The sequence below is a fragment of the Streptomyces sp. Y309 genome, assembly GCF_056712025.1.
The window spans coordinates 4,040,454-4,062,659 of sequence record NZ_CM160048.1; the positions used below are offsets into that span (position 1 = coordinate 4,040,454).

At 71.7% G+C, this 22,206-nt stretch carries 21 protein-coding genes; 9 read left to right on the forward strand and 12 right to left on the reverse strand.

Translation table 11 applies throughout. From position 1 onward, the window contains the following. Positions 1-45: 45 nt before the first annotated feature. Complete coding sequence (locus AC0KTA_RS15930; RefSeq protein ID WP_481055776.1) at positions 46-960, forward strand: MurR/RpiR family transcriptional regulator; 915 nt, start codon at positions 46-48, stop codon at positions 958-960. A gap of 16 nt (positions 961-976) precedes the next feature. Here AC0KTA_RS15930 and AC0KTA_RS15935 read toward each other — a convergent pair whose 3' ends face one another. Next, positions 977-1,555: a helix-turn-helix domain-containing protein gene (locus AC0KTA_RS15935; RefSeq protein ID WP_481055777.1), complete on the reverse strand. Its 579-nt coding sequence runs from the start codon at positions 1,553-1,555 to the stop codon at positions 977-979. A 101-nt stretch (positions 1,556-1,656) separates the two neighbouring features. Here AC0KTA_RS15935 and AC0KTA_RS15940 point away from each other — a divergent pair, with 101 nt between their 5' ends. Both AC0KTA_RS15940 and AC0KTA_RS15945 read left to right on the forward strand, forming a co-directional pair. After that, entirely contained in the window at positions 1,657-2,409 is a 753-nt protein-coding gene (locus AC0KTA_RS15940; protein ID WP_481055778.1) for an AzlC family ABC transporter permease, read from the forward strand. Beyond that, positions 2,406-2,720 carry an AzlD domain-containing protein gene (locus AC0KTA_RS15945; protein WP_481055779.1) on the forward strand — a complete coding sequence of 105 codons (315 nt, stop codon included), beginning with the start codon at positions 2,406-2,408 and terminating at the stop codon, positions 2,718-2,720. The genes AC0KTA_RS15940 and AC0KTA_RS15945 overlap by 4 nt, the downstream gene beginning before the upstream one ends. 98 nt (positions 2,721-2,818) lie before the next feature. Here AC0KTA_RS15945 and AC0KTA_RS15950 read toward each other — a convergent pair whose 3' ends face one another. Continuing rightward, positions 2,819-4,600, reverse strand: coding sequence for an AMP-dependent synthetase/ligase (locus AC0KTA_RS15950; RefSeq protein ID WP_481055780.1), 1,782 nt, complete (start codon positions 4,598-4,600; stop codon positions 2,819-2,821). Between the two features lie 176 nt (positions 4,601-4,776). Here AC0KTA_RS15950 and AC0KTA_RS15955 point away from each other — a divergent pair, with 176 nt between their 5' ends. Continuing rightward, positions 4,777-5,913: an AraC family transcriptional regulator gene (locus tag AC0KTA_RS15955; RefSeq protein ID WP_481055781.1), complete on the forward strand. Its 1,137-nt coding sequence runs from the start codon at positions 4,777-4,779 to the stop codon at positions 5,911-5,913. A gap of 127 nt (positions 5,914-6,040) precedes the next feature. Continuing rightward, positions 6,041-7,234: a lipase family protein gene (locus AC0KTA_RS15960; RefSeq protein ID WP_481055782.1), complete on the forward strand. Its 1,194-nt coding sequence runs from the start codon at positions 6,041-6,043 to the stop codon at positions 7,232-7,234. A 122-nt stretch (positions 7,235-7,356) separates the two neighbouring features. On the opposite strand, the gene AC0KTA_RS15965 is transcribed toward AC0KTA_RS15960, so the two are convergent. Next, complete coding sequence (locus AC0KTA_RS15965; RefSeq protein ID WP_481055783.1) at positions 7,357-8,787, reverse strand: MFS transporter; 1,431 nt, start codon at positions 8,785-8,787, stop codon at positions 7,357-7,359. A 140-nt stretch (positions 8,788-8,927) separates the two neighbouring features. On the opposite strand from AC0KTA_RS15965, the gene AC0KTA_RS15970 reads away from it, so the two are divergent. Continuing rightward, positions 8,928-9,815 (forward strand): helix-turn-helix domain-containing protein, encoded by an 888-nt coding sequence (locus tag AC0KTA_RS15970; protein ID WP_481055784.1) that lies wholly within the window; start codon positions 8,928-8,930, stop codon positions 9,813-9,815. Between the two features lie 120 nt (positions 9,816-9,935). Here the strand turns inward: AC0KTA_RS15970 and AC0KTA_RS15975 are convergent, their stop codons facing one another. Beyond that, complete coding sequence (locus AC0KTA_RS15975; protein WP_481055785.1) at positions 9,936-11,474, reverse strand: alpha/beta hydrolase; 1,539 nt, start codon at positions 11,472-11,474, stop codon at positions 9,936-9,938. A gap of 296 nt (positions 11,475-11,770) precedes the next feature. Here AC0KTA_RS15975 and AC0KTA_RS15980 point away from each other — a divergent pair, with 296 nt between their 5' ends. Next, positions 11,771-13,111, forward strand: a complete 1,341-nt coding sequence (locus tag AC0KTA_RS15980; RefSeq protein WP_481055786.1) for a 3-oxoacyl-ACP reductase — start codon at positions 11,771-11,773, stop codon at positions 13,109-13,111. A 62-nt stretch (positions 13,112-13,173) separates the two neighbouring features. Continuing rightward, complete coding sequence (locus AC0KTA_RS15985) at positions 13,174-14,040, forward strand: MaoC/PaaZ C-terminal domain-containing protein (RefSeq protein ID WP_481055787.1); 867 nt, start codon at positions 13,174-13,176, stop codon at positions 14,038-14,040. On the opposite strand, the gene AC0KTA_RS15990 is transcribed toward AC0KTA_RS15985, so the two are convergent. The 5 genes from AC0KTA_RS15990 to AC0KTA_RS16010 all read right to left on the reverse strand — a co-directional run bounded on the left by AC0KTA_RS15990 (position 14,026) and on the right by AC0KTA_RS16010 (position 18,836). Further along, on the reverse strand, positions 14,026-14,643 hold the full coding sequence (locus tag AC0KTA_RS15990; RefSeq protein ID WP_481056440.1) for a TetR/AcrR family transcriptional regulator: 618 nt from the start codon (positions 14,641-14,643) through the stop codon (positions 14,026-14,028). The genes AC0KTA_RS15985 and AC0KTA_RS15990 overlap by 15 nt on opposite strands. 344 nt (positions 14,644-14,987) lie before the next feature. Further along, on the reverse strand, positions 14,988-16,316 hold the full coding sequence (locus AC0KTA_RS15995) for a dicarboxylate/amino acid:cation symporter (protein WP_481055788.1): 1,329 nt from the start codon (positions 16,314-16,316) through the stop codon (positions 14,988-14,990). A 341-nt stretch (positions 16,317-16,657) separates the two neighbouring features. Then, positions 16,658-16,951 (reverse strand): DUF4229 domain-containing protein, encoded by a 294-nt coding sequence (locus AC0KTA_RS16000; RefSeq protein ID WP_481055789.1) that lies wholly within the window; start codon positions 16,949-16,951, stop codon positions 16,658-16,660. 212 nt (positions 16,952-17,163) lie between these two features. Then, positions 17,164-18,327, reverse strand: coding sequence for an aminofutalosine synthase MqnE (gene mqnE, locus AC0KTA_RS16005; protein WP_481055790.1), 1,164 nt, complete (start codon positions 18,325-18,327; stop codon positions 17,164-17,166). A 53-nt stretch (positions 18,328-18,380) separates the two neighbouring features. Continuing rightward, positions 18,381-18,836, reverse strand: a complete 456-nt coding sequence (locus tag AC0KTA_RS16010; RefSeq protein WP_481055791.1) for an Lrp/AsnC family transcriptional regulator — start codon at positions 18,834-18,836, stop codon at positions 18,381-18,383. 139 nt (positions 18,837-18,975) lie between these two features. Between AC0KTA_RS16010 and AC0KTA_RS16015 the strand changes: the two genes are divergently transcribed. After that, positions 18,976-19,104 (forward strand): hypothetical protein, encoded by a 129-nt coding sequence (locus AC0KTA_RS16015; protein WP_481056746.1) that lies wholly within the window; start codon positions 18,976-18,978, stop codon positions 19,102-19,104. On the opposite strand, the gene AC0KTA_RS16020 is transcribed toward AC0KTA_RS16015, so the two are convergent. From AC0KTA_RS16020 to AC0KTA_RS16030, 3 genes are read right to left on the reverse strand one after another with little or no spacing between them, the layout of a single operon-like run. Further along, positions 19,101-19,781 (reverse strand): UbiX family flavin prenyltransferase, encoded by a 681-nt coding sequence (locus tag AC0KTA_RS16020; protein ID WP_481055792.1) that lies wholly within the window; start codon positions 19,779-19,781, stop codon positions 19,101-19,103. The genes AC0KTA_RS16015 and AC0KTA_RS16020 overlap by 4 nt on opposite strands. 43 nt (positions 19,782-19,824) lie before the next feature. Beyond that, positions 19,825-20,730: a menaquinone biosynthesis prenyltransferase MqnP gene (gene mqnP, locus AC0KTA_RS16025; RefSeq protein ID WP_481055793.1), complete on the reverse strand. Its 906-nt coding sequence runs from the start codon at positions 20,728-20,730 to the stop codon at positions 19,825-19,827. Further along, on the reverse strand, positions 20,727-22,178 hold the full coding sequence (locus AC0KTA_RS16030; RefSeq protein ID WP_481055794.1) for a menaquinone biosynthesis decarboxylase: 1,452 nt from the start codon (positions 22,176-22,178) through the stop codon (positions 20,727-20,729). Before AC0KTA_RS16030 ends, mqnP begins: the two co-directional genes overlap by 4 nt. Positions 22,179-22,206 lie beyond the last annotated feature (28 nt).

The window sequence follows — 22,206 nt, forward strand, 5'->3', positions numbered from 1 at the left end:
TTGTCCAGGAGAGTAACGGTCATCACACGGGAGTCAATAGCTGTAATGCAGATTTCAGAGCCGCCGGAGGGCGGGGACGGCGCCGCGGGGGGCCTGGCGCGGCTGCGGGCCGCCGTGCGGGATCAGTGGGAGACGCTGTCCGCGTCCGAGCGCGCGGTGGCGCAGTATCTGGCTGGCGCCCCCGCCGAGTCCCTGCTGTTCGCGTCCGCGCAGGAGCTGGGCTCGGCCAGCGGGACGAGCAACGCGACGGTCGTCCGGGCCCTCCAGCGCCTGGGGTACGCGGGCCTGCCCGCGCTCAAGCGCGACCTGACGGCGGACTTCACCTCCACGGTCGCCCCGGAGGTGCGCCTCGCCCAGCGCATCGCGCACGTGGGCCGGGATCTCGGCGGCATCTGGGACGAGGTCTTCGACGAGGCGCAGGAGCGCATCGAGCACGCGCGCCGCCTCACCCCGGACGACGCGCTGCGCACGGCGGTCGGCGTGCTCGCCGAGGCGGGCGAGATCCACTGCTTCGGCGTCGCCGCGTCCGAACTGGCCGCCAGGCACCTGGCGTTGGCGCTCGGCCGCATCGGCCGCCGGGCCCGGCACGTGGGCGCGACCGGCTTCGCCCTCGCCGACGACCTGCTCGCGCTGCGGCGTGGCGACGCCGTGGTGATCTTCCAGCCGGGGCGGGCGCTGCCGGAGCTGACGGTGCTCATCGACCGGGCTCGGGCTGTGGGGGCGCGGGTCGTGCTGGTGACGGACGAGCTGGCGGAGCTGTACGGGGGGCGGGTGGACGCCGTCCTGACGGCGCCGCATACGCCCACCGGGATAACCACGGAGGCACTCACCGCTCTTGTCGTCGCGGACGTGTTGCTGCTGGCGCTGACGACGCTGGACGAGACCCGGGCTGTGGACACGTCGCATCAACTCACCGCGTTGCGGGAGCAGTTGCTGGGCCCGAAGCGGCGCAGAACCTGAACGCGCGCACCGCGCGCTATACGTGCTGCATCACCAGGACGAACGTCGTGCCCGGCACCAACGCCTCGTACGAATGCGGGACGTCGCCCCGGTACGACATGTAGTCACCCGGACCCAGTTCCACCCTCTCCCCGTTCGGGCCCGCGAGCACGCGGCCCGTGCTGACGATGAGGTGTTCCACCGAGCCGGGGATGTGCGGCTCGGACTCGCGTACCGAACCCGGCTCCATCGCGCCGTGGTAGATGTCGCGGCGCACGCCGGAGGGGCCCGGGGACAGCAGCGTGCCCGCGTACGAAGCCTGCTCGGCGTGCATGGTGGGGCCCTCGCCCGCGCGGATCACCGTCACCGCGGGGCCCGGTGACTCGGCGAGCACGCTGAACGGTACGCCCAGCGCCACAGCCAGCGCCCACACCGTCTCGATGCCCGGATTGCCGGACGCCGACTCCAGTTGGGACAGCGTGGACTTGGCGATGCCCGCCCGCTTGGCCAGCTCGGACAGGGACAGGCCGGCCCGGGCGCGCTCGCGGCGCAGGGCCGCGGCGATCCACTCGCGGGGCAGCCGCGAAGGCGTGGGCTTGTCGTCTTCGTCGGTCATGCGGTGCGCTCCGCCTCCCCGCGCTTGAGGTCACTTCGTTCGCTACAGGGTACCAATCGTTCGGCTTGACGAACGCGAGCCGGTCGTTCCATGCTACGGCCATGCGTTCGCCACACCGAACGGATGACCCCGCAGACCGAACGACGGGGTTCGTCCGCCTCTCCGACCTGCCCTCCGGCGTCCTGCGCGACATCGCGCTCGTCTGGGCCGCCGACCTCGTCGTCGGCGTCTCGTTCGGCGCGATCGCCGTCGCGGGCGGGCTGCCGCTCTGGGTGCCGGTCACCATGTCCCTGCTCGTGTACGCGGGCTCCGCCCAGTTCAGCGCGGCCGCCGTGCTCACCGGGGGCGGCGGCGCCGTGGCCGCGGCGGCGACCGGGCTGCTGCTCAACTCCCGTACGGCGGCGTTCAGTCTGGCCGTCGCCGACAGCCTCGGCCGGTCCTGGGCGGCGCGGCTCATCGGGGCACACCTGATCACCGACGAGACCGCCGCGTTCGTCCTCGCCCAGCCCGACCGGAAGAGCCGGAAGGCCGCGTTCTGGATATCCGGGATCGGTCTGTTCGCCGTGTGGAACGTGAGTGTGCTCGCGGGGGCCCTCGCCGGTTCGGCGCTCGGGGACACCGGGCGGTTCGGGCTCGACGCGGCGTTCCCCGCGGTGCTGCTCGCGCTGGTGCTTCCCGCGGTGCGGGGCGACGGGAACGCGCGCCGCGCCGGGGCCCTCGGTGCCGTGATCGCGGTCGCGGCCACACCGGTCCTTCCGGCCGGGGCGCCGGTGCTGCTCGCGCTGCTCGGCCTGGTCGCGATGCGGCGCAGGCCCGCGGCCGCGGCCACCACCGACTCCGGGAGCTCCTCGTGAACGCCTACCTCGCCTGCGTCCTGGCCCTCGCCGCCGGCACCTACGCCTTCCGCCTGGCGGGCCCCCTCCTGCACGGACGCGTCGAACTGCCCGCCCGCGTACAGGAGTTGCTGGCCGTCGCCGCGACCGTCCTGCTCGTCGCGCTGCTCGCCACCGGCGCGCTCATGGAGGGGCACGACTTCGCGGGCTGGTCGCGGCCGGCGGGGGTGCTGGTCGGCGGGGTGCTCGCGTGGCGGCGGGCGCCGTTCGCGGTGGTCGTGGTGGGGGCGGCGGGGGCGACGGCCTTGCTGCGGCTTGCGGGACTTCCGTAGGTGAGAGGCTCTAACCGGCGCGATATGGCTGCCCCCAGCGAGAGGCTCTAACTCGCGCACCAATCCCCCGAGTTACCCCCTCTCACAGTTAGACCCTCTCACCCCCGCGAGCCCTCCTCGTACAACCTCTCCACCACCCCCGCATACCGCTCCGTCACCGCCCGCCGCCGCACCTTCAAGCTCGGCGTGAGGAGCCCGTCCGCCACCGTGAAGTCCTCGTCGAGTACGGCGAAGGCGCGGATCCGGGCCGGCCGCGACACCTGCGCGTTCGCCGCGTCCACGGCCTCCTGGACGAGGGCGCGGACCCGTGGGTCGGCCGACACCGGCTCGGTGAGGGCGTGGCCGGACCGGGCCGCCCACCCCGCGACCTCCTCCGCGTCGAGGGTGATGAGCGCGACGGGGTGCGGCCGCCGGTCGCCCACCATCACCGCGCGGGAGACGAACCGCGAGGCCTGGAGGGCGAGTTCGGTCAGGGACGGGGTGAGGTTCTTGCCGCCCGAGGTGATGATGAGGTCCTTCTTGCGGCCGGTGATCCGCAGGTATCCCTCCTCGTCGAGGGAGCCCAGGTCGCCGGTGTGCAGCCAGCCGTCGTCGTCGAGGGCGGCGCGGGTCGCGGCCGCGTCGGCGTGGTAGCCGGGGAAGACGTTGGCGCCGCGCGCCAGGACCTCGCCGTCGTCCGCGACGCGCACCTCGCAGCCCGCGATGGGCCGCCCCACGGTCCCGTACTTCACGGCCCCCGGGTGGTTGAGGCTGATGACGCCGCCGGACTCGGTCATCCCGTAGCCCTCGAAGGCCTGGATCCCGCACGCCCGCAGGAAGTCCAGGACGTGCGGGGCGATCGGCGCGCCGCCGGTGAGCGCCCAGCGCACGCGCCCGCCGAGCGCCTGCCTGACCGGCCCGTACAGCGTCTTGTCGGCGGCCTCGTGCGCGTCCCGCAGCTCGTCCGGCAGCGCCCCGTCGGCCGCGAGCACCCCGATCCGTACCGCCTCCTCGAAGCGCTCGCGCCCGCCGTCCTGCGACTCGGCGAGGGAGAGCACCACCGAGTGCACCTTCTCGAAGAGGCGGGGCACGGACGGCAGATGGGTGGGCCGCGCCTCGGCCAGCTCGGCGACGACGTCCTCGATCCGGCCGCCGAAGTACACGAGGGTGCCGCCCTCGATGAGAGTGGTGAACTCGATGAGCTGCGCGAGCAGATGGGCGAGCGGCAGGTACAGGTACGTGGCGTCGCCGGGGCCGCCCTCGATCAGCGGCAGCGAGGCGTCCTGCACGGCACCGATGTTGCCGTGGGTGAGCACGCAGCCCTTGGGCGGGCCGGTGGTGCCGGAGGTGTAGATGATGGTCGCGGGGTCGTCGGGCCCGCGCGCCCCGGCCCGCGCCAACAGCACGCCCACGGCGCCGTCATCGACGACGGCCCCGGCATCGGCGTACGCCTCCGCCCCCGTCATCACGACCACCCGCCCCACCCCCGGCAGCTTCCCCCGCAGCCGCTCCACCTTCGCCGCCTGCGCCGCGTCCTCGCAGAGCACGACCGAGGCGCCCGAGTCGCCGAGGACCCAGGCCACCTCGTCGTCCCCGGCCGTCGGATACACCGGCACCACGACCGCGCCCGCCGCGAGGGCCCCGAAGTGCGCGTACGTCCACTCCGCGCGCGTCTCGGCGAGGATCCCCACCCGGTCGCCCGGCTCGACGCCGAGCCCGACAAGGGCGCACCCCACGTCCCGTACCGCCGCGCGCAGCCCCTCGTACGAGACCTCCTGCCAGGCGTCGTCGCGCTTGAAGCGCAGAGCGGGCAGCTCACCGTGGCGGTCCGCCGCCCACTCCGCGAGCATGGACAGGGTCCCGGGCCGTTCGGCCACGGGCGGTGCGGAGGGCTGAGTCATGCGTACGACGCTAGGGAGCGCCGTCGGCCGGGAGGCATGACGCGAAACGTCAGCACCGCTGACCGCGGCGCTCAACGGCCGCCGGGACCAGGCGATCACGCCGTGTTTTGGGCCAACTCTGATCAGCTACGAACACACCCTTCAGGCGCCCGCCGCGCGCGGCTAACGTCATGGTCATGGCCAGGCGGACGATCACCGTGCACCATGTGCGGGCCCTGTTGCGCGGTGCCGAGCGCGGGGGCATCGACACCGTGCCGCTGCTGCAGGCCGCGCAGATACCGCCGCTGCTGCTCGGGGACGACCGGGCCCGCATCACGGCCGCCCAGTTCGCGCGGCTCTTCCGGGAGCTGTACCGCGCGACCGAGGACGAGTTCCTCGGGCTCGGCTCCTCGCCGAGCAGGCCGGGAACGTTCGCGATGATGTGCTACGCCGCGCTGGGGTGCCGCGATCTGGGGGCGGCGATGGAGCGCGGCGTGACGTTCTACGGCCTCTTCCCCGACGGCCCCGACCTCGCCCTGACGCACACGGACGACGGCGTCGTCTTCACCGTACGCAACGACCTCGACCAGGACTTCTTCCTCGCCGAGTGCCTGGTCATCATCTGGCACCGGCTGTGCAGCTGGCTGATCGGCCGCCGCATCACGCTGCGCTGGGCCGACTTCGGGCATCCGCCGCCCCCGCACAAGGACGAGTACGAGCTGCTCTTCGGCTGCCCGGTCCGCTTCGGCGCGGAGCGCACCGGCGCGGGCCTCGACCCGCACTGGCTGCGGGCGCCGCTGGTGCGGGACGAGGACGCGCTGGCGGCGATGCTGCGCCGGGCGCCGTTCGACCTGCTGTCGCGGCGGGAGTACGGGACGACGGTCGCCGAACAGGTGCGGCGGGCGCTTGCCGTGGCGCTGCGGGCGTCGCCGCGGCTGCCGTCGCTCGGGGAGATCGCGGCGCGGCTAGCGGTGAGCCCGGCGACGCTGCGCCGGCGGCTCGCGCAGGAGTCGACGTCGTACCAGCGGCTGAAGGACGCGGTGCGGCGGGACGCGGCGATAGCGGGGCTCGCGGAGGGGCGCGAGCCGATCGCGCAGCTCGCGGCGCGGCTCGGGTTCTCCGAGGACACGGCGTTCCACCGGGCGTTCCGGAGGTGGACGGGGACGACGCCGGGGGCGTACCGGGCGGAGGCGCCGGGGGCGTACCGGACCGAGATACCGGATGCGAACCGGGCGCAGATACCGGGGGCCGACGGCACCCACTTGCCGGGGGCACGCGGCGCGGGTTCACCGCCGCGGCCGACCGGGGCTGATACACCAGGTCAACAAAGCTGAGCTTTCCCGTCAGCACGGACCTTACTCATGAGTCACTACGGTCGACGCCTGCACGTCGTCCCATGTACTTCCACGTCGATCCGTTCCCCCGAACTTCCCATCCCCCACGAACCGTTGGGAGAGCCGCATGCACGGACGCACCCGTTTCCACGTACGGACCAGCTTCAGAGCCCTCGCCCTGATGGCCGCGGCAGGCCTCTCGGCCGCGACCCTCACGACCGCCGCCCACGCCGAGACCACCGCGGAGGACCGGTCCCCGGCCACCGCCGCGCCCGGCGACGTCGTCAGCTCCGAGCCGAGCGCCTTCCACCCGCTCCCCGGCCAGCCCACGAACACCAAGGCCTGGAAGATCCACTACCGCTCGACCACGGCGAAGGGCGCGCCGAACACGGTCTCCGGCACGGTGATCGTCCCGCAGGACGGCCGCACGGGCCCGCGCCCGCTGGTCACGTACGCCGTCGGGACGGTCGGCGTCGGCGACCGCTGCGCGCCGAGCGCCGGCTTCCCCCGGGGCACGACCGTGGAGGCGAACCTCATCCAGCAGCTCACCCTGCGCGGCTGGGCGGTCGCGGTCACCGACTACGAGGGCCTCGGCACCCCCGGCGACCACACGTACACGGTGGGCCGGGCGGAGGGCCACGCGGTCCTGGACGCGGCCCGCGCCGCGATCCGGCTGCCCGAGGCGGGCCTGTCGAAGGACTCGCCGGTGGGCATCATGGGCTACTCGCAGGGCGGCCAGGCCACGTCGTGGGCGGCTGAGCTGCACGGTTCGTACGCCCCCGACCTCAAGGTCAAGGGCACGGCGACGGGCGGCGTGCCCGGCGACCTGATGAAGGTGGCGGCCTTCAACGACGGCTCGTACGGCTCGGGCCTCATCTTCATGGCGGCGATCGGCCAGAACGCGGCGTTCCCCGAGCTGAACCTGGAGTCGTACCTGAACCCGGCGGGCAAGGACCTGATCGGCAAGCTGCGCGACAGCTGCGTGGCGGACGGTGCGGTCCTCGGCGCGTTCAAGCGGATCAAGGACATGACGACCAGGAACCCGCTCGACCAGCCGGACTGGCAGCAGCGGCTGCGCGAGTCCCAGGTCGGGACTCGCGCTCCGGACGCGCCGGTGTACCTCTACCATGCGCTTGCCGACGAGCTCATTCCGTACGGAGTCGGCAAGCAGGTGCGCGCGGACTGGTGCGCGAAGGGTGCGAATGTGGAGTGGCACAGCCCGCTCGGGGAGCATGTGAGTGGGGTCATCACTCAGTCGCCGTTTGCTGCGCAGTGGTTGGCTGATCGGTTTGCCGGGAAGCCGGCGAAGGGGAACTGCTAGGCGCTCATTTATCTGCGAGCCGGTGGGGGCTGGTCGCGCCCACGCGGCGGAGCCGCACATGTCACAGCCCCGCGCCCCTTCAGGGCGCGCTCGTACCGCAGCGGACTTGGAGGGGCGGGTGCCTACGAGGCCCTCGCCCCGCCCCGCGGCAGCAGCCACCCCGAAAGGCCCGCCGTGCCAAGCAGCGTCACGCCCACCACCACCAACCCCTGCCTCATCCCGCCCACCGCGAAGGTGTCCCCGCCCCCGCCCCCGATCAGCGCGCCGAACAGCGCCACCGACAGCGCCCCGCCCGTCTGGCGCAGGGAGTTGAGGAGTCCGGAGGCCGTGCCGGCGCGGTGGGCGGGGACGGTGTCCATCAGGAGGGCCGTCAGGGCGGGGACGGCGAGCGCGCCGCCGATGCCGGTCGGTACGAGGAGCAGCAGGACCAGCCACAGCGGCGTGTCCGCGCCGAGCGGCAGCAGCGCGAACATCGCGACAGCCAGGATGAGTTGGCCCGTCACGATCACGGGGCGGCGGCCGACGCGCTCGGCCAGGCGCGGCGAGACGAGGTTCGTCGACGTGATGAGGACCGCGAGCGGCACGAACATGAGGCCCGTCGTGATCCCCGACATGCCGAGCAGCTGCTGGCAGTACAGGCCGAGCAGGAACACCACCCCGTAGAAGCCCGCGTTCACCGCGAAGCCGACGGCGAGCGAGACGCCGACCTCGCGCTGCCGCAGCATCGGCAGCGGCACCATGGGCGCGCGGTGGCGCTTCTCGGCGGCGTGGAAGGCAAAGCCGGCGAGGACCGCGACCGCCACGGCGGCCAGGACGGCCGGGTCCGTCCAGCCCGCGTGGCCGCCCTCGATGACGGCGTACGCGAGTCCGGCGAGGGCGGCGACGGCGGTGAGCTGGCCGGGCACGTCGAGCGGGGCCGGGCGGCGCGGGGACGGCGCCGTACGGGCCAGCAGGGCCAGGATCAGGGCGCCGACGGGCAGGTTCAGGAGGAAGACCGCCCGCCAGCCCACGGTCTCGGACAGCACCCCGCCGAGGACAGGTCCCGCCGCCATCGCGACCGAGCCGCCCACCGTCCACAGCGCGATGGCGCGGGCGCGGCGCCGCGCGTCGTCGTACGCCTGGCGGATCAGCGCGAGCGAGGCGGGCATGACCACGGCGGCGGCCGCGCCCTGCGCCACCCGGGCCGCGATCAGCGTCCCGATGTCCGGCGCGAGCGCGCACGCCAGCGAGGCGAGCGCGAACAGGCCGGTGCCCCAGGCGTACGCGCGCCGCGCGCCGGCCCGGTCCGCAAGCGCCCCGGCCGAGATCATCAGCGCGGCGAACATCAGCGTGTACGCGTCCACGACCCACTGCAGGCCCGTCATGCCTCCGTGCAGGTCGGCCCGGATCCCGGGCAGGGCGATGTTCACGGCGGACACGTCGACGGTGATGACGGTGAAGCCGAGCAGCGCGGCGACGAGGGCGACGGAGGCCTGCGCGGTTCTTGCGGGCGGGCTCGGCTCGGGCTCCGTGGGCGCGACGGTCCGCTGGGCACGCCGGAGGGTGGACGGCATTCGGGACTCCTGTGGTGCGAAGTGGGCGGCCGGGTGGGCCGCCTCCACCCTCCGCCGCCCGCCCGCACCCCGGCAGACCGCGCTGTTCCTGGCCCTGACACGGCCCCCCACTTTTCCGCCGGGTCACGGACACTGGACAGATGACGCACGGCACGCCCCCGGAGGGACCGGACAGAAACGGCACAGAGCTGGGCCGCTACCTGCGCGCCCGCCGCGCCCAGATCCGCCCCGCCGACGCGGGCCTCCCCGCCGGCACGGGCTTGCGCCGCACCCCCGGCCTGCGCCGCGAGGAGCTGGCGACGCTCGCCGGGGTGAGCGTCGACTACTACACGCGCCTGGAGCGCGGCCGCGAGACCAACCCCTCTCCGGCCGTGATCGACGCCCTGGCCAGGGCCCTGCACCTGTGCGGCGACGCCCACGAGCGGCTGCACGAGCTCGCCGAGCTGGCCTCGGGCCGCCTCACCGAGCCGCACCCCACCACGGAGTTCACGGTGCGCGACTCGGTCGTACGGATGCTGGAGGCCCTGCGCCCGCTGCCCGCGTACGTGGTGAGCCCGCACAGCTACATGCTGGCCGCGAACGTGCCGGGCCGCCGCCTGCTGCCGGGCCTGTGGGACTGGCCCGCCGAGCAGCGCAACGTGACCCGCTATCTGTTCCTGCACCCCGTCGGCCGCGAGCTGTACGTGCCGTGGGAGGAGACCGTCGCGAAGTCCGTGGCGCACCTGCGGGCGGTCGGCGGCCGCGACCCGGACTCGCCCCAGCTGGCCGCCCTCGTCGGCGAACTGTGCCTGAAGTCACCGGAGTTCGTGCGCATGTGGAACCGGTACGAGGTGCGCGAGCGCGGCGGCGGCGTCAAGCGGTTCGCACACCCCAAGGCCGGCCCGATGACGCTCACGTACGAGGTGATGACGCTGGCGCGTACGGGCGGGCAGCGCCTGGTCACGTACCAGGCGGAACCGGGCAGCGCGGACGAGGCGGCGATGCTGGGCCTGGACACGGCGGCCCGTACGACCGCCGGGCGGATCTAAGCGGCCTTGCTGAAGTCCGGTGCGGTACCGCGCCCCGTAAGGGGCGCGGGGAACTGCGCGACCAGCCCCCACCGGCCCGCAGGATGAACACCGCACATCCAGCGAAGCGCTTAGCCGCCGTCACTCCGCCGCGCACGAACTCCCGTTGGCCGGCACCTCCTTGTACAGCAGGAACGCGTCCACCTTGTCCTTCACGCACTTCGACCCGAAGTACCCGGTGTGCCCGTCGCCCTTGTTGTCGAGGACGACGGCGGAGGAGCCGAGCCGCTCGGCGGTCTCCTCCGTCCAGCGGTACGGCGTGGCGGGGTCGCCGCGCGTGCCGACGAGCACGAACTTCGGGGCGTCGACGTCGCGTACGTCGTCGCGGATGAAGTCCGTGCCCGCGGGCCGCCCGAAGCACAGCAGCACGGGCAGCAGCATCGACTTGCCGAAGACGGGCGAGGCCTCCTCGAACTCGCTCTGGAGGCGGCCGATTTCCTTCTCGACGCGTCTGGCGTCGGGCCGGTCCGGGTCGTCGGCGCAGTTCACGGCCATGAGGGCGGCGTCGGAGTTGTCCTCGGGCACTTCGGTGCGCTCCCTGGGCCCGTGGCCCAGCGCGCCGCCCATCCGCAGGAGCGCCCGCGGGTCGCCGTCGGCGAGCAGCGCGCCGAGCGCCTGCGAGAGGGCGGGCCACGCCTGCCTGCTGTAGAGCGCGGTGCCGAGCACGCCCACCACGTCCTGGCCGGTGAACTCCTCGCCGTCCATGGACATGAGCGGATGGGCGTCGAGGTCGTCGATGAGCTTGACCATGGCATGCCGGGCCATCCGCGAGTCCTCGCCGAAGACACAGCCGGCGTTCTTGGTGCACCACAGCAGGAAGTTGTCCAGGGCGGTCTGCCGTCCCTCCGCGCCGACCAGGCCCTGCTCCTCCACGTTCTCCGTCAGCGTGTCCACGCCGTCGAGCACCATCCGGCCGACCTTCTTCGGGAACTGCGCCGTGTACACCGCCCCGAGCCGCGTCCCGTACGAGAATCCCAGGTAGTTGAGCTTCTTGTCGCCGAGCGCCTGGCGCATGACGTCGAGGTCCCTGGATACGTTCACGGTGCCTATGTACGGCAGTACGGGACCGGAGTGCTTCGCGCACTTCGCGGCCGCCTCACGCAGGTGCCGCAGCACGGCCGCGGCGTCGTCCGCGTCCGCCTGCGGGTCCTCCTCCGGCTCCCCGCCGCAGCTCACCGGCTCACTGAGGCCCACGCCGCGCGGGTCGAAGCCCACGACGTCGTAGCCCTTGCCCACGTACCCGAAGTCCTTCTTGGCGCCCGCGAGCCCGGCGACGCCCGCGCCGCCGGGACCGCCGAAGTTCACCAGGAGCGACCCGCGCTTGTCGCCGCTCGCCTTCACCTTCATCAGCGCCAGGCCGATGGTGCCGCGGCCGGGCTTCGCGTAGTCCAGCGGGACGGTGACCTTGCCGCAGCTCACGTCCTTGTCCTTGGTGACGTCCTCCGGCAGGTTCTGCACGTCCGGCTTGCAGGCGGCCCACTTGATCTTCTGCGTGTAGAAGCGCCTGAGGTCCGGCTTCGCGGGCTCGGACGAGTCCGCCGCAGCCGGCAGGCCCGCGAGGGCGAGGGTCAGGGCTGCGGCGGCGGTGAGCGCGGGTGTGCTGCGCACGGCGACCTCCAAGAGGTGCGGGTCCCCTCCGGTCACCCTAGGCGGCCCCGGGCCACCTCGCCCGTTCAGGTCAGTCACGCTGCGTGACATTCGAGGGGATCGGGCACCGCCCCGGGCCCCCGGCGCCCGACCGGCGAACGCGCCCGTGCGAGCGCTCTCACCCCTCGATCCTTCCCCGGCCGCCCCCTCGACCAGCCGCCTGACTCCCAAGTAACCTTACTCCGAAGTAAATTCAGGGCTTCAGGACCGCAGGACCGCAGGACCGCACGACTTCAGAACCGAGCACGACCGAGCCGGGAGCTTGACCCATGGCCGACCGCTACGTGACGTTCACCCGCACCGCCCCCGGCCGCTTCCTCGCCCGCAGACTCGGCCTGCCCCAACCCGCGCCCCTGCGCCGCTGGTCCCCGCGGCAGCCGCGCCTCGACGGGCCGCTGCTGCTGCTCACCGCGGGCGATCTTCCGCTCGCGGGCCTGCACGAGACGCTGACGCGCACGGGTCTGCCCCCGCACACCGGGCCGCTGGGCGCCCGTCGCCCCGCCGCCGTCGTTCTGGACGCGACCGGCGTCTGTACGGTTGCGGCGCTCTCCGACGTCCACGCCACGCTGCACCCCGTCGTGCGGTCCATAGCCCCGAGCGGCCGCGTGGTCGTCCTGGGCGCGCCGCTCTCCCCCGCCGACCATCACCAGGCGGCGGCCCAGCAGGCCCTGGAGGGCTTCGTCCGCTCCCTCGGCAAGGAGATCGGCCGGGGCAGGACGGTCCAGCTGCTGCGTACGCCGTCGGCGCCCGCCGCCGAGGCGACGCTGCGCTTCCTGCTCTCGCCCAAGTCGGCGTACGTCAGCGGGCAGGTCATCGAGGCGGCGGACGAGGCGGCGGCGGACTGCGAATCCGACCTCGCCCAGGTCGCCGAACTCCCCCATCCCGCCCGACCGTTGGCGGGGCGTACCGCGCTCGTCACCGGTGCCGCACGCGGGATCGGCGCGGCCGTCGCCGAGGTGCTCGCCCGTGACGGCGCGCACGTCGTCGTGCTCGACGTGCCGTCGGCCGAGCCGGACCTTGCCCGGGTCGCCGAGCGCGTCGGCGGTAGCGCGCTTGCCCTCGACATCACCGCGGAGGACGCGGGCGAGCGGATCGCCGCCGCGCTGCCGGACGGGCTCGGCGTCCTCGTGCACAACGCGGGCATCAACCGTGACCGCAGGCTCGCCAACATGGCGGCGGACCGCTGGAGTTCGGTCGTCGACGTCAACCTCGCGAGCGTGCTGCGCACCACGGACTTCCTGCTGAAGTCCGGCACGGTCCGGCGGGGCGGCCGGATCGTGGCCACCGCCTCCATCGCGGGGATCGCCGGGAACGCCGGGCAGACCAACTACGCGGCGAGCAAGGCCGGCATCGTCGGTTTCGTACGTTCCCTCGCACCGCGGGCCCTCGCGGAGTACGGCGTGACGGTGAACGCCGTCGCCCCCGGCTTCATCGAGACCCGGATGACGGCGGGCGTCCCGCTGCTCATCCGCGAGGCGGGGCGCCGCATGAACTCCCTCGGGCAGGGCGGGCTTCCCGTCGACGTCGCGGAGACGGCGGCGTGGCTGGCCACCGGAGCGGTGAACGGGCAGACCATCAGGGTCTGCGGCCAGAGCCTCCTCGGGGCGTAGGCCTTCGAGGGTCAGGTACCCAGCACATTTCCCTGCCGTTCACGCGTCCGGAAAGGTCCCCCATGGCCTCGCTCGCGCTCACCCTGTTTCGGGGTGCAGTCCTGTCCCCTTTCAAGCGGCCCCGTGCGGACGCCTCGTTGCCGGGTGCCCAATCCGCCCGTGTGCGGGTCGACGTGGAACGGCTCGTTGCCTATGAGCGGGTCTGTGGGTTTGCCGCCGAGCGTGGGGGCGGCGACCCACTGCCCGTCACGTACCCGCACGTCCTCGCGTTTCCGCAGGCCATGCGGATGATGGCGGCCCGTGACTTCCCGCTGCCGCTGCTCGGCCTCGTGCACACGTCCGTCGAGATCGTCCAGCACCGCGCCCCGCTCCCCGGCGACGAGCTCGAACTCACCACGTACGCCGAGAAGTTGACACCCCACCGGCGCGGCACCGAGGCCACGGTCCTCACCCGCGCGGCCGTCGACGGCATACCGGTGTGGGAGTCCCGCAGCACTTATCTGTCCCGCCACCGGCGGCCCCAGGACCGGGCCCCGGCGCAGCCGGTGGCCGACCCGCTGCCCGCCCGCGCCGAGTGGCGGCTTCCCGAGGATCGGGGGCGCCGCTATGCCGCCGTGTCCGGCGATCGCAACCCCATTCATCTGCACCCGCTCACGGCCCGCCTCTTCGGCTTCCCGCGTGCCATCGCCCACGGCATGTGGACGTTCGCGCGCTGCGTGGCCGAGCACCGCCGCGAGACCGGGACCGAGACCATAACCTCCTCACTGGATAGACCGTTCTACTTGGCGGCCGAGTTCAGGTCACCCGTCCTGCTGCCCGGCGTGGTGACGTACGCCGCCGACGGCGACGCGTTCGAGCTCCGCGGGCCGTCGGGCCGGGTGCACCTGACGGCGACGACAAAGGCACCGCACCAGCTACCGCGGCGGTGACCAGGGCCGCCCCTCCATGAGGTTGCCGAGGCCCGCCCACGCGAAGTTCATCAGCGTCGCCGCGGACTGGTTCGCGGAGACGGACGGCTCGGCGTTGGCCCAGCCGGCCAGCGACTCGGCCGCACCGACCAGCGCGTGGGCGAGGCCCGCGACCTCGCGGTCGGGCAGCGACGGGTCGTGGTGGGCCTCGCGGGCGGCGTCCCCGATGAGCGCGGTGACGAAAGCGACGATCTCCTCGCGCAACACGTTGACCTCGGCGGCGAACGGCTCGCCGACGGTGCGGGCCTGGCTGTGCAGGACGGCCCAGGCGTCGGGGTGTTCGGCGGTGTACGTGAAGAACGCCCGCAGCCCGTCCCACAGTTGACGGTCGGCGGGCGCGCCGGGGGTCACGCCGTCCCGCACGGCCTCGGTGAGCGCGGCCGCCTCGCGCCGGATGCAGGCGGTGAACAGGTCTTCCTTGGAGTTCAGGTAGAGGTAGACGAGCGGCTTGGAGACCCCGGCGAGCTCAGCGATCTCGTCCATGGACGCGGCCCGGTAGCCCCGCTGCCCGAAGGTGCGCACCGCCGCGTCGAGCATCTGCCGTTCCCGCACGGCCCGCGGCATCCGTTTCTGCCGCCCGGCCTTGCCCCCGCCGCCGGCTCTGCTCCCGCTCCCACCCTTCGCGGCCTTGGCCGCCTTCGCGGCGGGCGCCGCCTTGGCGGCCTTCGCGGCCTTCGCCGCTTTCGCAGCCTTCACGGCACTCACGGCCTTCACATTCGCCACCCCGGCCCCCGCCTTCCGCACCAACCGTCCACCGGCCAGCGTACGGCGGCCCCGGCCCCGCCCGAAGGTCACCCGGACATCATCCGGAGATCAACCAGCGGCCAGCTGTCGTACAACGACCGTGCCCCGCACCGGGGTTCCGGTACGGGGCACGTTCTCAGCAGACGGCCACGCGGCCGTCGAGGTCACGCGGCGGCGGGCAGCGGCTCGTCCAGCGGCGAGGACGAGGCGCTCTCGTACGCCTCCTTGTCCAGGATGTTCTCGCGGGCCGCGACCACGACCGGGACCAGCGCTTGGCCCGCGACGTTCGTGGCCGTACGCATCATGTCCAGGACCGGGTCGATGGCGAGGAGCAGGCCGACGCCCTCCATGGGCAGGCCGAGGGTGGAGAGGGTCAGGGTCAGCATGACCGTCGCCCCCGTCAGACCGGCCGTCGCGGCGGAGCCGACCACCGACACGAACGCGATCAGCAGGTACTCCTTGATCCCCATGTTCACGTCGAAGATCTGCGCGACGAAGATCGCGGCGATCGCCGGGTAGATCGCGGCGCAGCCGTCCATCTTGGTCGTGGCGCCGAAGGGCACCGCGAAGGACGTGTACTCCTTCGGTACGCCGAGACGCTCGGTGACCCGCTGGGTGACCGGCATCGTGCCGACCGAGGAGCGCGAGACGAAGGCGAGCTGGATCGCGGGCCAGGCGCCCTTGAAGAACTGCAGCGGGTTGACCTTGGCGACCGTGGAGAGCAGCAGCGGGTAGACGCCGAACATCACCAGGGCGCAGCCGATGTAGATGTCCGCGGTGAATGTCGCGTATTTGCTGATCAGGTTCCAGCCGTAGTCCGCGATGGCGAAGCCGATGAGGCCGATGGTGCCGATCGGGGAGAGCTTGATGACCCACCACAGGGCCTTCTGGAGCAGCGCGAGGACGGCCTCGCTGAGGTCCAGGACGGGCTTGGCCTTCTCGTCGCCGATCTTGAGGATGGCGACGCCCGCGACGGCGGCCATGAAGACGATCTGCAGGACGTTCAGTTCGGTGAACGGCGTGATGACGTCGGTCGGGATGATCCCGGTGAGGAAGTCGATCCAGGAGCCCGTGTGCTCCGGCTTGGCGCCGTCCTTCGGGGTCAGGCCCGTGCCCGCGCCGGGGTTGGTGACCAGGCCGATGACGAGGCCGATGGCGACCGCGATCAGCGAGGTGATCATGAACCAGAGCAGGGTGCGGGTCGCGAGCCGGGCGGCGTTGTTGACCTTGCGCAGGTTGGTGATCGAGATGAGGATCGCGAAGAACACCAGCGGGGCGACGGCCAGCTTCAGCAGGCCGATGAAGGTGTCGCCCACCTTCGACAGGGTGGTGACCAGCCAGCTGATGTCCTGGCTGCGGGCGAGCCAGCCGAGGAGTACGCCGAGGACCAGACCGCCGAGGATCTGCGCCCAGAAGGGGATCTTGAGGAACTTCGGTATCCGGAACCCGGGCTTGGGTTCGGCAGGGGAAGCGGAATTCGCGGACACGGACACACTCCGGGTAAAGACGGGGACATGAGGGAGCGGCGACCGCGAAGGGTCGGCGGGCACCGCTGCAGTGGGTCTGTTCGGTGATTCAGACGCGGCAACAGGCCGCGGACACGCAGCGGCAGAGATCGACGTGCAGCCGCGCCACGAGCGGAACGCTCATGGCGATGCGGGGTGCGGCTGCTGTCTTCATGTCGAACACGTTAACACTTGAACTTTGAGAACATCAAAGGTCTTGTTTGAGGTAGGAGCAGCCCTCAGGGTCTCAGGAACGGCGAAACCCCGGTACCGGAGCGACATGCTCCGGTACCGGGGTTTCTGCGTGTGTTCTGCGTGTGTGACGAACCTTACGACTGCGCGGTGCGCGCCGCGTCGTCGGCGATGTCTTCCTGCGTGCGGTTGCGCTCCAGGCTGGCCTTGACGTTGTCGACCTTCGCCACGACCTTCTCCGAGGCGCGGTCGCGCTCCTTGCGCAGTACGACGAAGCTGATCGGGGCCGAGATCACCAGGGAGAGCATGGCTACCCAGAGGAGGTTGGAGCCGCCGAGGCCGCGGGGTACGACGCCGGAGTAGACGAGGCCCCAGACGACCAAGAAGCAGCCCGCGAAGATCCCGAGGCGCATCAGCGTGTAACGGAGCATGTCAATCCACTCTTCCGTTCCGAAATAGCCCGGCAGCACCCGGACTGGACGAGCCCTCCCAGTGAAGCACGGCTCCCTCACCGGGAAGGAGGGGGGTGCAGCCTCTCCCCGCCCACCCACCCCTTCATCGGTGCGACTGGTCCGACAGTCACGGGTGGGCGGGTGGGAGACCCGCCGCGGAGCGGCGGAAACGGTTGCAGCCCCCGCGGCGATCAGAACCTCATCGGCTGCGGCGATTCCCGAAGGGCGCAGTCGGGGCCCGGGTACTCCCGGATCACCTCGTAGCGGGTGTTGCGCTCCACGGGGCGGAAGCCCGCCTCGCGGATGAGGTCGAGGAGGTCGTCGCGGCCGAGCTTGTTGGGGGTGCCGAAATTGTCCGCGTCGTGAGTGATCTTGTACTCGACGACGGACCCGTCCATGTCGTCGGCCCCGTGCTGCAGCGCCAGCTGCGCGGTCGCGACGCCGTGCATGACCCAGAAGACCTTGACGTGCGGCACGTTGTCGAAGAGCAGCCGGGAGACGGCGAAGGTCTTCAGGGCCTCGGCGCCGGACGCCATCTTCGTGCGCGCCTGCAGCCGGTTGCGGACCTTGCCGTCCTTCATGTCGACGAAGTCGTGCTGGTAGCGGAGCGGGATGAAGACCTGGAAACCGCCGGTCTCGTCCTGGAGTTCACGCAGCCGCAGCACGTGGTCGACGCGGTGCCGCCGCTCCTCGATGTGGCCGTACAGCATCGTGGAGGGAGTCTTCAGGCCCTTCTCGTGGGCGAGCCGGTGGATCCGGGACCAGTCCTCCCAGTGGGTCCGGTGGTCCACGATGTGCTGCCGGACCTCCCAGTCGAAGATCTCCGCGCCGCCGCCGGTCAGCGACTCCAGGCCCGCGTCGATCAGCTCGTCCAGGATCTCGCTCGCGCTCATCCCCGAGATCGTCTCGAAGTGGTGGATCTCGGTGGCCGTGAAGGCCTTGAGCGAGACGTCCGGCAGCGCGGCCTTCAGCTCGCGCAGGGAGCGCGGGTAGTAGCGCCACGGCAGGTTCGGGTGCAGGCCGTTGACGATGTGCAGCTCGGTGAGGTTCTCGCCCTCCATCGCCTTGGCGAGCTTCACCGCCTCCTCGATGCGCATCGTGTACGCGTCCTTCTCCCCCGGCTTGCGCTGGAAGGAGCAGTACGCGCAGGAGGCGGTGCACACGTTCGTCATGTTCAGGTGACGGTTGACGTTGAAGTGCACGACGTCGCCGTTCTTGCGCATGCGCACCTCGTGGGCGAGGCCGCCGAGCCAGGCCAGGTCGTCGGACTCGTACAGCGCGATGCCGTCCTCGCGGGACAGCCGCTCACCGGCGCGAACCTTCTCCTCAAGATCGCGCTTGAGCCCTGCGTCCATTGCCGTACCTCTATCTCTCCGACGACCTGCGACAGACCCGACCAACCGTACGCCTACGCCTCTTCCGGCAGTTCCCCGACCCGGTTCTCCCACTTCGTGGAGAGCACGATCGTCGTCCGCGTCCGGGAGACCCCCTTCGTGCCGCTGAGTCTGCGGATCGTCTTCTCCAGGCCGTCCACGTCGGACACCCGCACCTTGAGCATGTACGAGTCGTCGCCCGCGATGAACCAGCAGTCCTCGATCTCGTGCAGGTCCCGCAGCCGCCGCGCCACGTCCTCGTGGTCGGCGGCGTCGGACAGGGAGATGCCGACCAGCGCGGTGACGCCGAGGCCGAGCGAGGCGGAGTCGACCGTCGCGCGGTAGCCGGTGATCACACCGGCCGCCTCCAGGCGGTTGATGCGGTCGGTGACGCTGGGGCCGGAGAGGCCGACGAGGCGCCCGAGCTCGGCGTAGGAGGCGCGGCCGTTCTCGCGCAGAGCCTGGATGAGCTGCCTGTCCACGGCGTCCATAGGTCTGAGCCTTTCATTATTTAGCGTTCTCGCGAGTCTACGTGTAGAATCTAAGGCATAGCAGGGTCGAAACCCTGCGAATCTTTCGGAATCTCAGCCGATCAACGACGATCCTTCGAATCCTTCAGGAGTGTTCCCCGTGTACACGATCGAGATGGCCTACGCCCGTATGCGCGAGCTGCAGGATCTGGCCAACCGCTCGCGTGCCCACCAGTCCGCCACCGCCGCGCGCAAGGGCAAGAAGCAGCGCGCCGCGAAGAAGCGCTAACCCTCACGGGAGCTTCCGAGCTCCCCCTTCCACCGGCGGTACAGCTCGTGCGGCACCCCCGCCGCGTCCAGCACCCGCCCCGCGACGAAGTCCACCAGGTCCTGGATGTGCGTCGCCCCCGCGTAGAACGCCGGAGAGGCGGGCAGCACCATCGCGCCCGCCTCGTCCAGGCTCACCAGGTGCTTCAGCGTCTGCCCGGTCAGCGGCGTCTCCCGTACGCAGACGGCGAGCCGCCGGCCCTCCTTGAGCGTCACGCTCGCCGAGCGCTGCAGCAGATCCTTCGAAAGCCCGAGCGCGACGCCGGCCACACACGCCGTGGACGCCGGCACGATCAGCATCCCCTTCGTGGCATACGACCCCGACGACGGCCCCGCGGCCAGATCCCCGGCCGCCCAGTACCGCACGTCGTCCAGGCCGTCCGCGGCGACGCGGAACGTCCCCGGCTTCCCGTCCGCCCCGCGCCCCAGCCATGCGGCCAGGTCCTCCCGCCAGTGCGCGTCCCGGAACGCGATGCCCGTCTCGTCGAGCAGCGTCAGCCGCGAGGCCCGCGACACCACCAGGTCGACGCTCTCCCCGGCCGCGAGCAGCCCTCGCAGCACCGAGGCGGCATAGGGCGTACCGGAAGCGCCGGACACCCCCACGATCCAAGGCCTACGCTGCGTGTCTCCTGCGTTCACGCTGTGAAGCCTATCCATGGCGGCACACCCTCGCCCCCGCGCCTCAGACCGTGAGGCCGCGGACGAGCAGGTCGAGCAGGGCGCAGCCGAAGAGTGCGATCCCGATGAATCCGTTGACCTGGAAGAAGGCGCGGTTCAGCCGGGACAGGTCGTGCGGCCGCACAATCGAGTGCTCGTACAGGAAGGCACCCGCGACGACGACCAGGCCGAGCCAGAAGAACGCGCCCGCGTCGGTGACCAGGGCGTACCAGACGAACAGCGCCGTGGCCATCAGGTGGCAGGCACGCGCGCCCCAAATGGCGGCCGGGATCCCGAACCGCGCGGGCACCGAGAGCACGCCGACCTCCCGGTCGGTCTCCACGTCCTGGCAGGCGTAGATCAGGTCGAAGCCGCCGATCCACACGCCCACCGCGAGCCCGAGGATCACCGCCGTCCACGACCACTCGCCGGTGATCGCGAGCCAGGCGCCGACCGGCCCGATGGCCTGCGCGAGGCCCAGGATCGCCTGCGGGAAGTTGGTGAACCGCTTGCCGTACGGATAGACCACCATCGGGATCACGGCGACCGGCGCGAGCGCCAGGCACAGCGGGTTGAGCAGCGCGGCGGAGCCCAGGAACACGACGACCGCGATGAGCGCGCCGGTCCAGGCGGACTTCACGCTGACGGCACCCGTGACCAGTTCGCGGTGCGCGGTCCTGGGGTTTCGGGCGTCGATCTCACGGTCGATGATCCGGTTCGCGGCCATGGCGAACGTACGCAGACCGACCATGCAGATGGTGACGAGCAGCAGCCGGCCCCAGTGGATGTTCCTGTCCCACTGGAACATCGCGGTCAGCGCGGCGATGTAGGCGAAGGGCAGCGCGAAGACCGAGTGCTCGATCATGACCAGGCGCAGGAACGCCTTGGTGCGGCCGGGCTGCTGCGGCAGTGCGGCGGACGCGGAACTCACAGGCCGTACTCCCTCCAGCGGCGGTCGACTTTCGCCGCCGTGTCCGGGTCGGACTCGACCATGTCGGGCCAGCCGCCGTCCCGGGTGTAGCCCTCCTCGGGCCACTTCTTCGTCGCGTCGATGCCCGCCTTGCCGCCCCAGAACTGCTGGTACGAGGCGTGGTCGAGGTGGTCGACGGGCCCCTCGACGACGGACAGGTCGCGGGCGTAGTCGGTGTTGCCGAGCGCGCGCCACGCGACCTCGTGCAGATCGTGCACGTCGCAGTCGGAGTCCACGACCACGATCAGCTTGGTCAGGGACATCATGTGCGCGCCCCAGATGGCATGCATGACCTTCTGCGCGTGTTTCGGGTACTTCTTGTCGATCGCGACGATCGCGCAGTTGTGGAAGCCGCCCGCCTCGGGCAGGTGGTAGTCCACGATGTCCGGCACGATGACCTTCAGCAGCGGCAGGAAGAACCGCTCCGTGGCCCGGCCCAGCGGACCGTCCTCCGTCGGCGGCCGCCCCACGACGATCGACTGGAGCAGCGGCCGCTTCCGCATCGTCACGCAGTCGATGGTCAGCGCGGGGAAGGGCTCCTGCGGCGTGTAGAAACCGGTGTGGTCGCCGAAGGGCCCCTCGGGCAGCATCTCGCCGGGCTCCAGCCACCCCTCGATCACGACCTCCGCCTGCGCGGGCACCTGCAACGGCACCGTCTTGCAGTCGACCATCTCGATCCGCTTGCCCTGCAGGAAGCCCGCGAGGAAGTACTCGTCGATGTCACCGGGAAGCGGCGCGGTGGACGCGTACGTCACGGCGGGCGGGCACCCGAAGGCGATCGCGACGGGCAGCTTCTCGCCGCGCCGCGCCGCCACCTGGTAGTGGTTCCGGCTGTCCTTGTGGATCTGCCAGTGCATGCCGATGGTGCGCTTGTCGTGGCGCTGGAGCCGGTAGAGCCCGAGGTTGCGGACACCGCTCTCCGGGTCCTTGGTGTGCGTGAGCCCCAGATTGAAGAAGGACCCGCCGTCCTTGGGCCAGGTGAACAGGGCGGGCAGCTGGTCCAGGTCCACGTCGTCGCCGCGCAGCACGACCTCCTGCACGGGGGCGTCCTTGACCTTCTTCGGCGGTACGTGCGTCATCGCGCCGAGCTTCCCGAAGGCCTCGCGCACGCCGACGAACCCGTGCGGCAGCTCGGGCTTCAACAGCCCGCCGATCTTCTCGCTGATCTCGCCGTACGACTTCAGGCCGAGGGCCTTGAGCAGCCGCCGGTCCGTGCCGAACACGTTCATCGCGAGTGGCATCGCGCTGCCCTTGACGTTCTCGAACAGCAGCGCCGGACCGCCGGCCTTCTGTACGCGGTCGACGATCTCGCCGACCTCCAGATACGGGTCGACCTCGGCCTTGATGCGCTTGAGATCGCCCTCGCGCTCCAGGGCCCGGAGCAGAGAGCGGAGATCGTCATAAGCCATGCGGTCAAGTATCGGGCACCGGCTACCC

What these genes read in the sequence shown, in the direction of transcription:
- AC0KTA_RS15930 (WP_481055776.1), top strand. Translation starts at nt 46, where the DNA reads ATGCAGATTTCAGAGCCGCCGGAGGGCGGGGACGGCGCCGCGGGGGGC.
- AC0KTA_RS15935 (WP_481055777.1), bottom strand. Translation starts at nt 1,555, where the DNA reads ATGACCGACGAAGACGACAAGCCCACGCCTTCGCGGCTGCCCCGCGAG.
- AC0KTA_RS15940 (WP_481055778.1), top strand. Translation starts at nt 1,657, where the DNA reads ATGCGTTCGCCACACCGAACGGATGACCCCGCAGACCGAACGACGGGG.
- AC0KTA_RS15950 (WP_481055780.1), bottom strand. Translation starts at nt 4,600, where the DNA reads ATGACTCAGCCCTCCGCACCGCCCGTGGCCGAACGGCCCGGGACCCTG.
- AC0KTA_RS15955 (WP_481055781.1), top strand. Translation starts at nt 4,777, where the DNA reads ATGGCCAGGCGGACGATCACCGTGCACCATGTGCGGGCCCTGTTGCGC.
- AC0KTA_RS15960 (WP_481055782.1), top strand. Translation starts at nt 6,041, where the DNA reads ATGCACGGACGCACCCGTTTCCACGTACGGACCAGCTTCAGAGCCCTC.
- AC0KTA_RS15965 (WP_481055783.1), bottom strand. Translation starts at nt 8,787, where the DNA reads ATGCCGTCCACCCTCCGGCGTGCCCAGCGGACCGTCGCGCCCACGGAG.
- AC0KTA_RS15970 (WP_481055784.1), top strand. Translation starts at nt 8,928, where the DNA reads ATGACGCACGGCACGCCCCCGGAGGGACCGGACAGAAACGGCACAGAG.
- AC0KTA_RS15980 (WP_481055786.1), top strand. Translation starts at nt 11,771, where the DNA reads ATGGCCGACCGCTACGTGACGTTCACCCGCACCGCCCCCGGCCGCTTC.
- AC0KTA_RS15985 (WP_481055787.1), top strand. Translation starts at nt 13,174, where the DNA reads ATGGCCTCGCTCGCGCTCACCCTGTTTCGGGGTGCAGTCCTGTCCCCT.
- AC0KTA_RS15990 (WP_481056440.1), bottom strand. Translation starts at nt 14,643, where the DNA reads ATGCCGCGGGCCGTGCGGGAACGGCAGATGCTCGACGCGGCGGTGCGC.
- AC0KTA_RS16000 (WP_481055789.1), bottom strand. Translation starts at nt 16,951, where the DNA reads ATGCTCCGTTACACGCTGATGCGCCTCGGGATCTTCGCGGGCTGCTTC.
- mqnE (WP_481055790.1), bottom strand. Translation starts at nt 18,327, where the DNA reads ATGGACGCAGGGCTCAAGCGCGATCTTGAGGAGAAGGTTCGCGCCGGT.
- AC0KTA_RS16010 (WP_481055791.1), bottom strand. Translation starts at nt 18,836, where the DNA reads ATGGACGCCGTGGACAGGCAGCTCATCCAGGCTCTGCGCGAGAACGGC.
- AC0KTA_RS16030 (WP_481055794.1), bottom strand. Translation starts at nt 22,178, where the DNA reads ATGGCTTATGACGATCTCCGCTCTCTGCTCCGGGCCCTGGAGCGCGAG.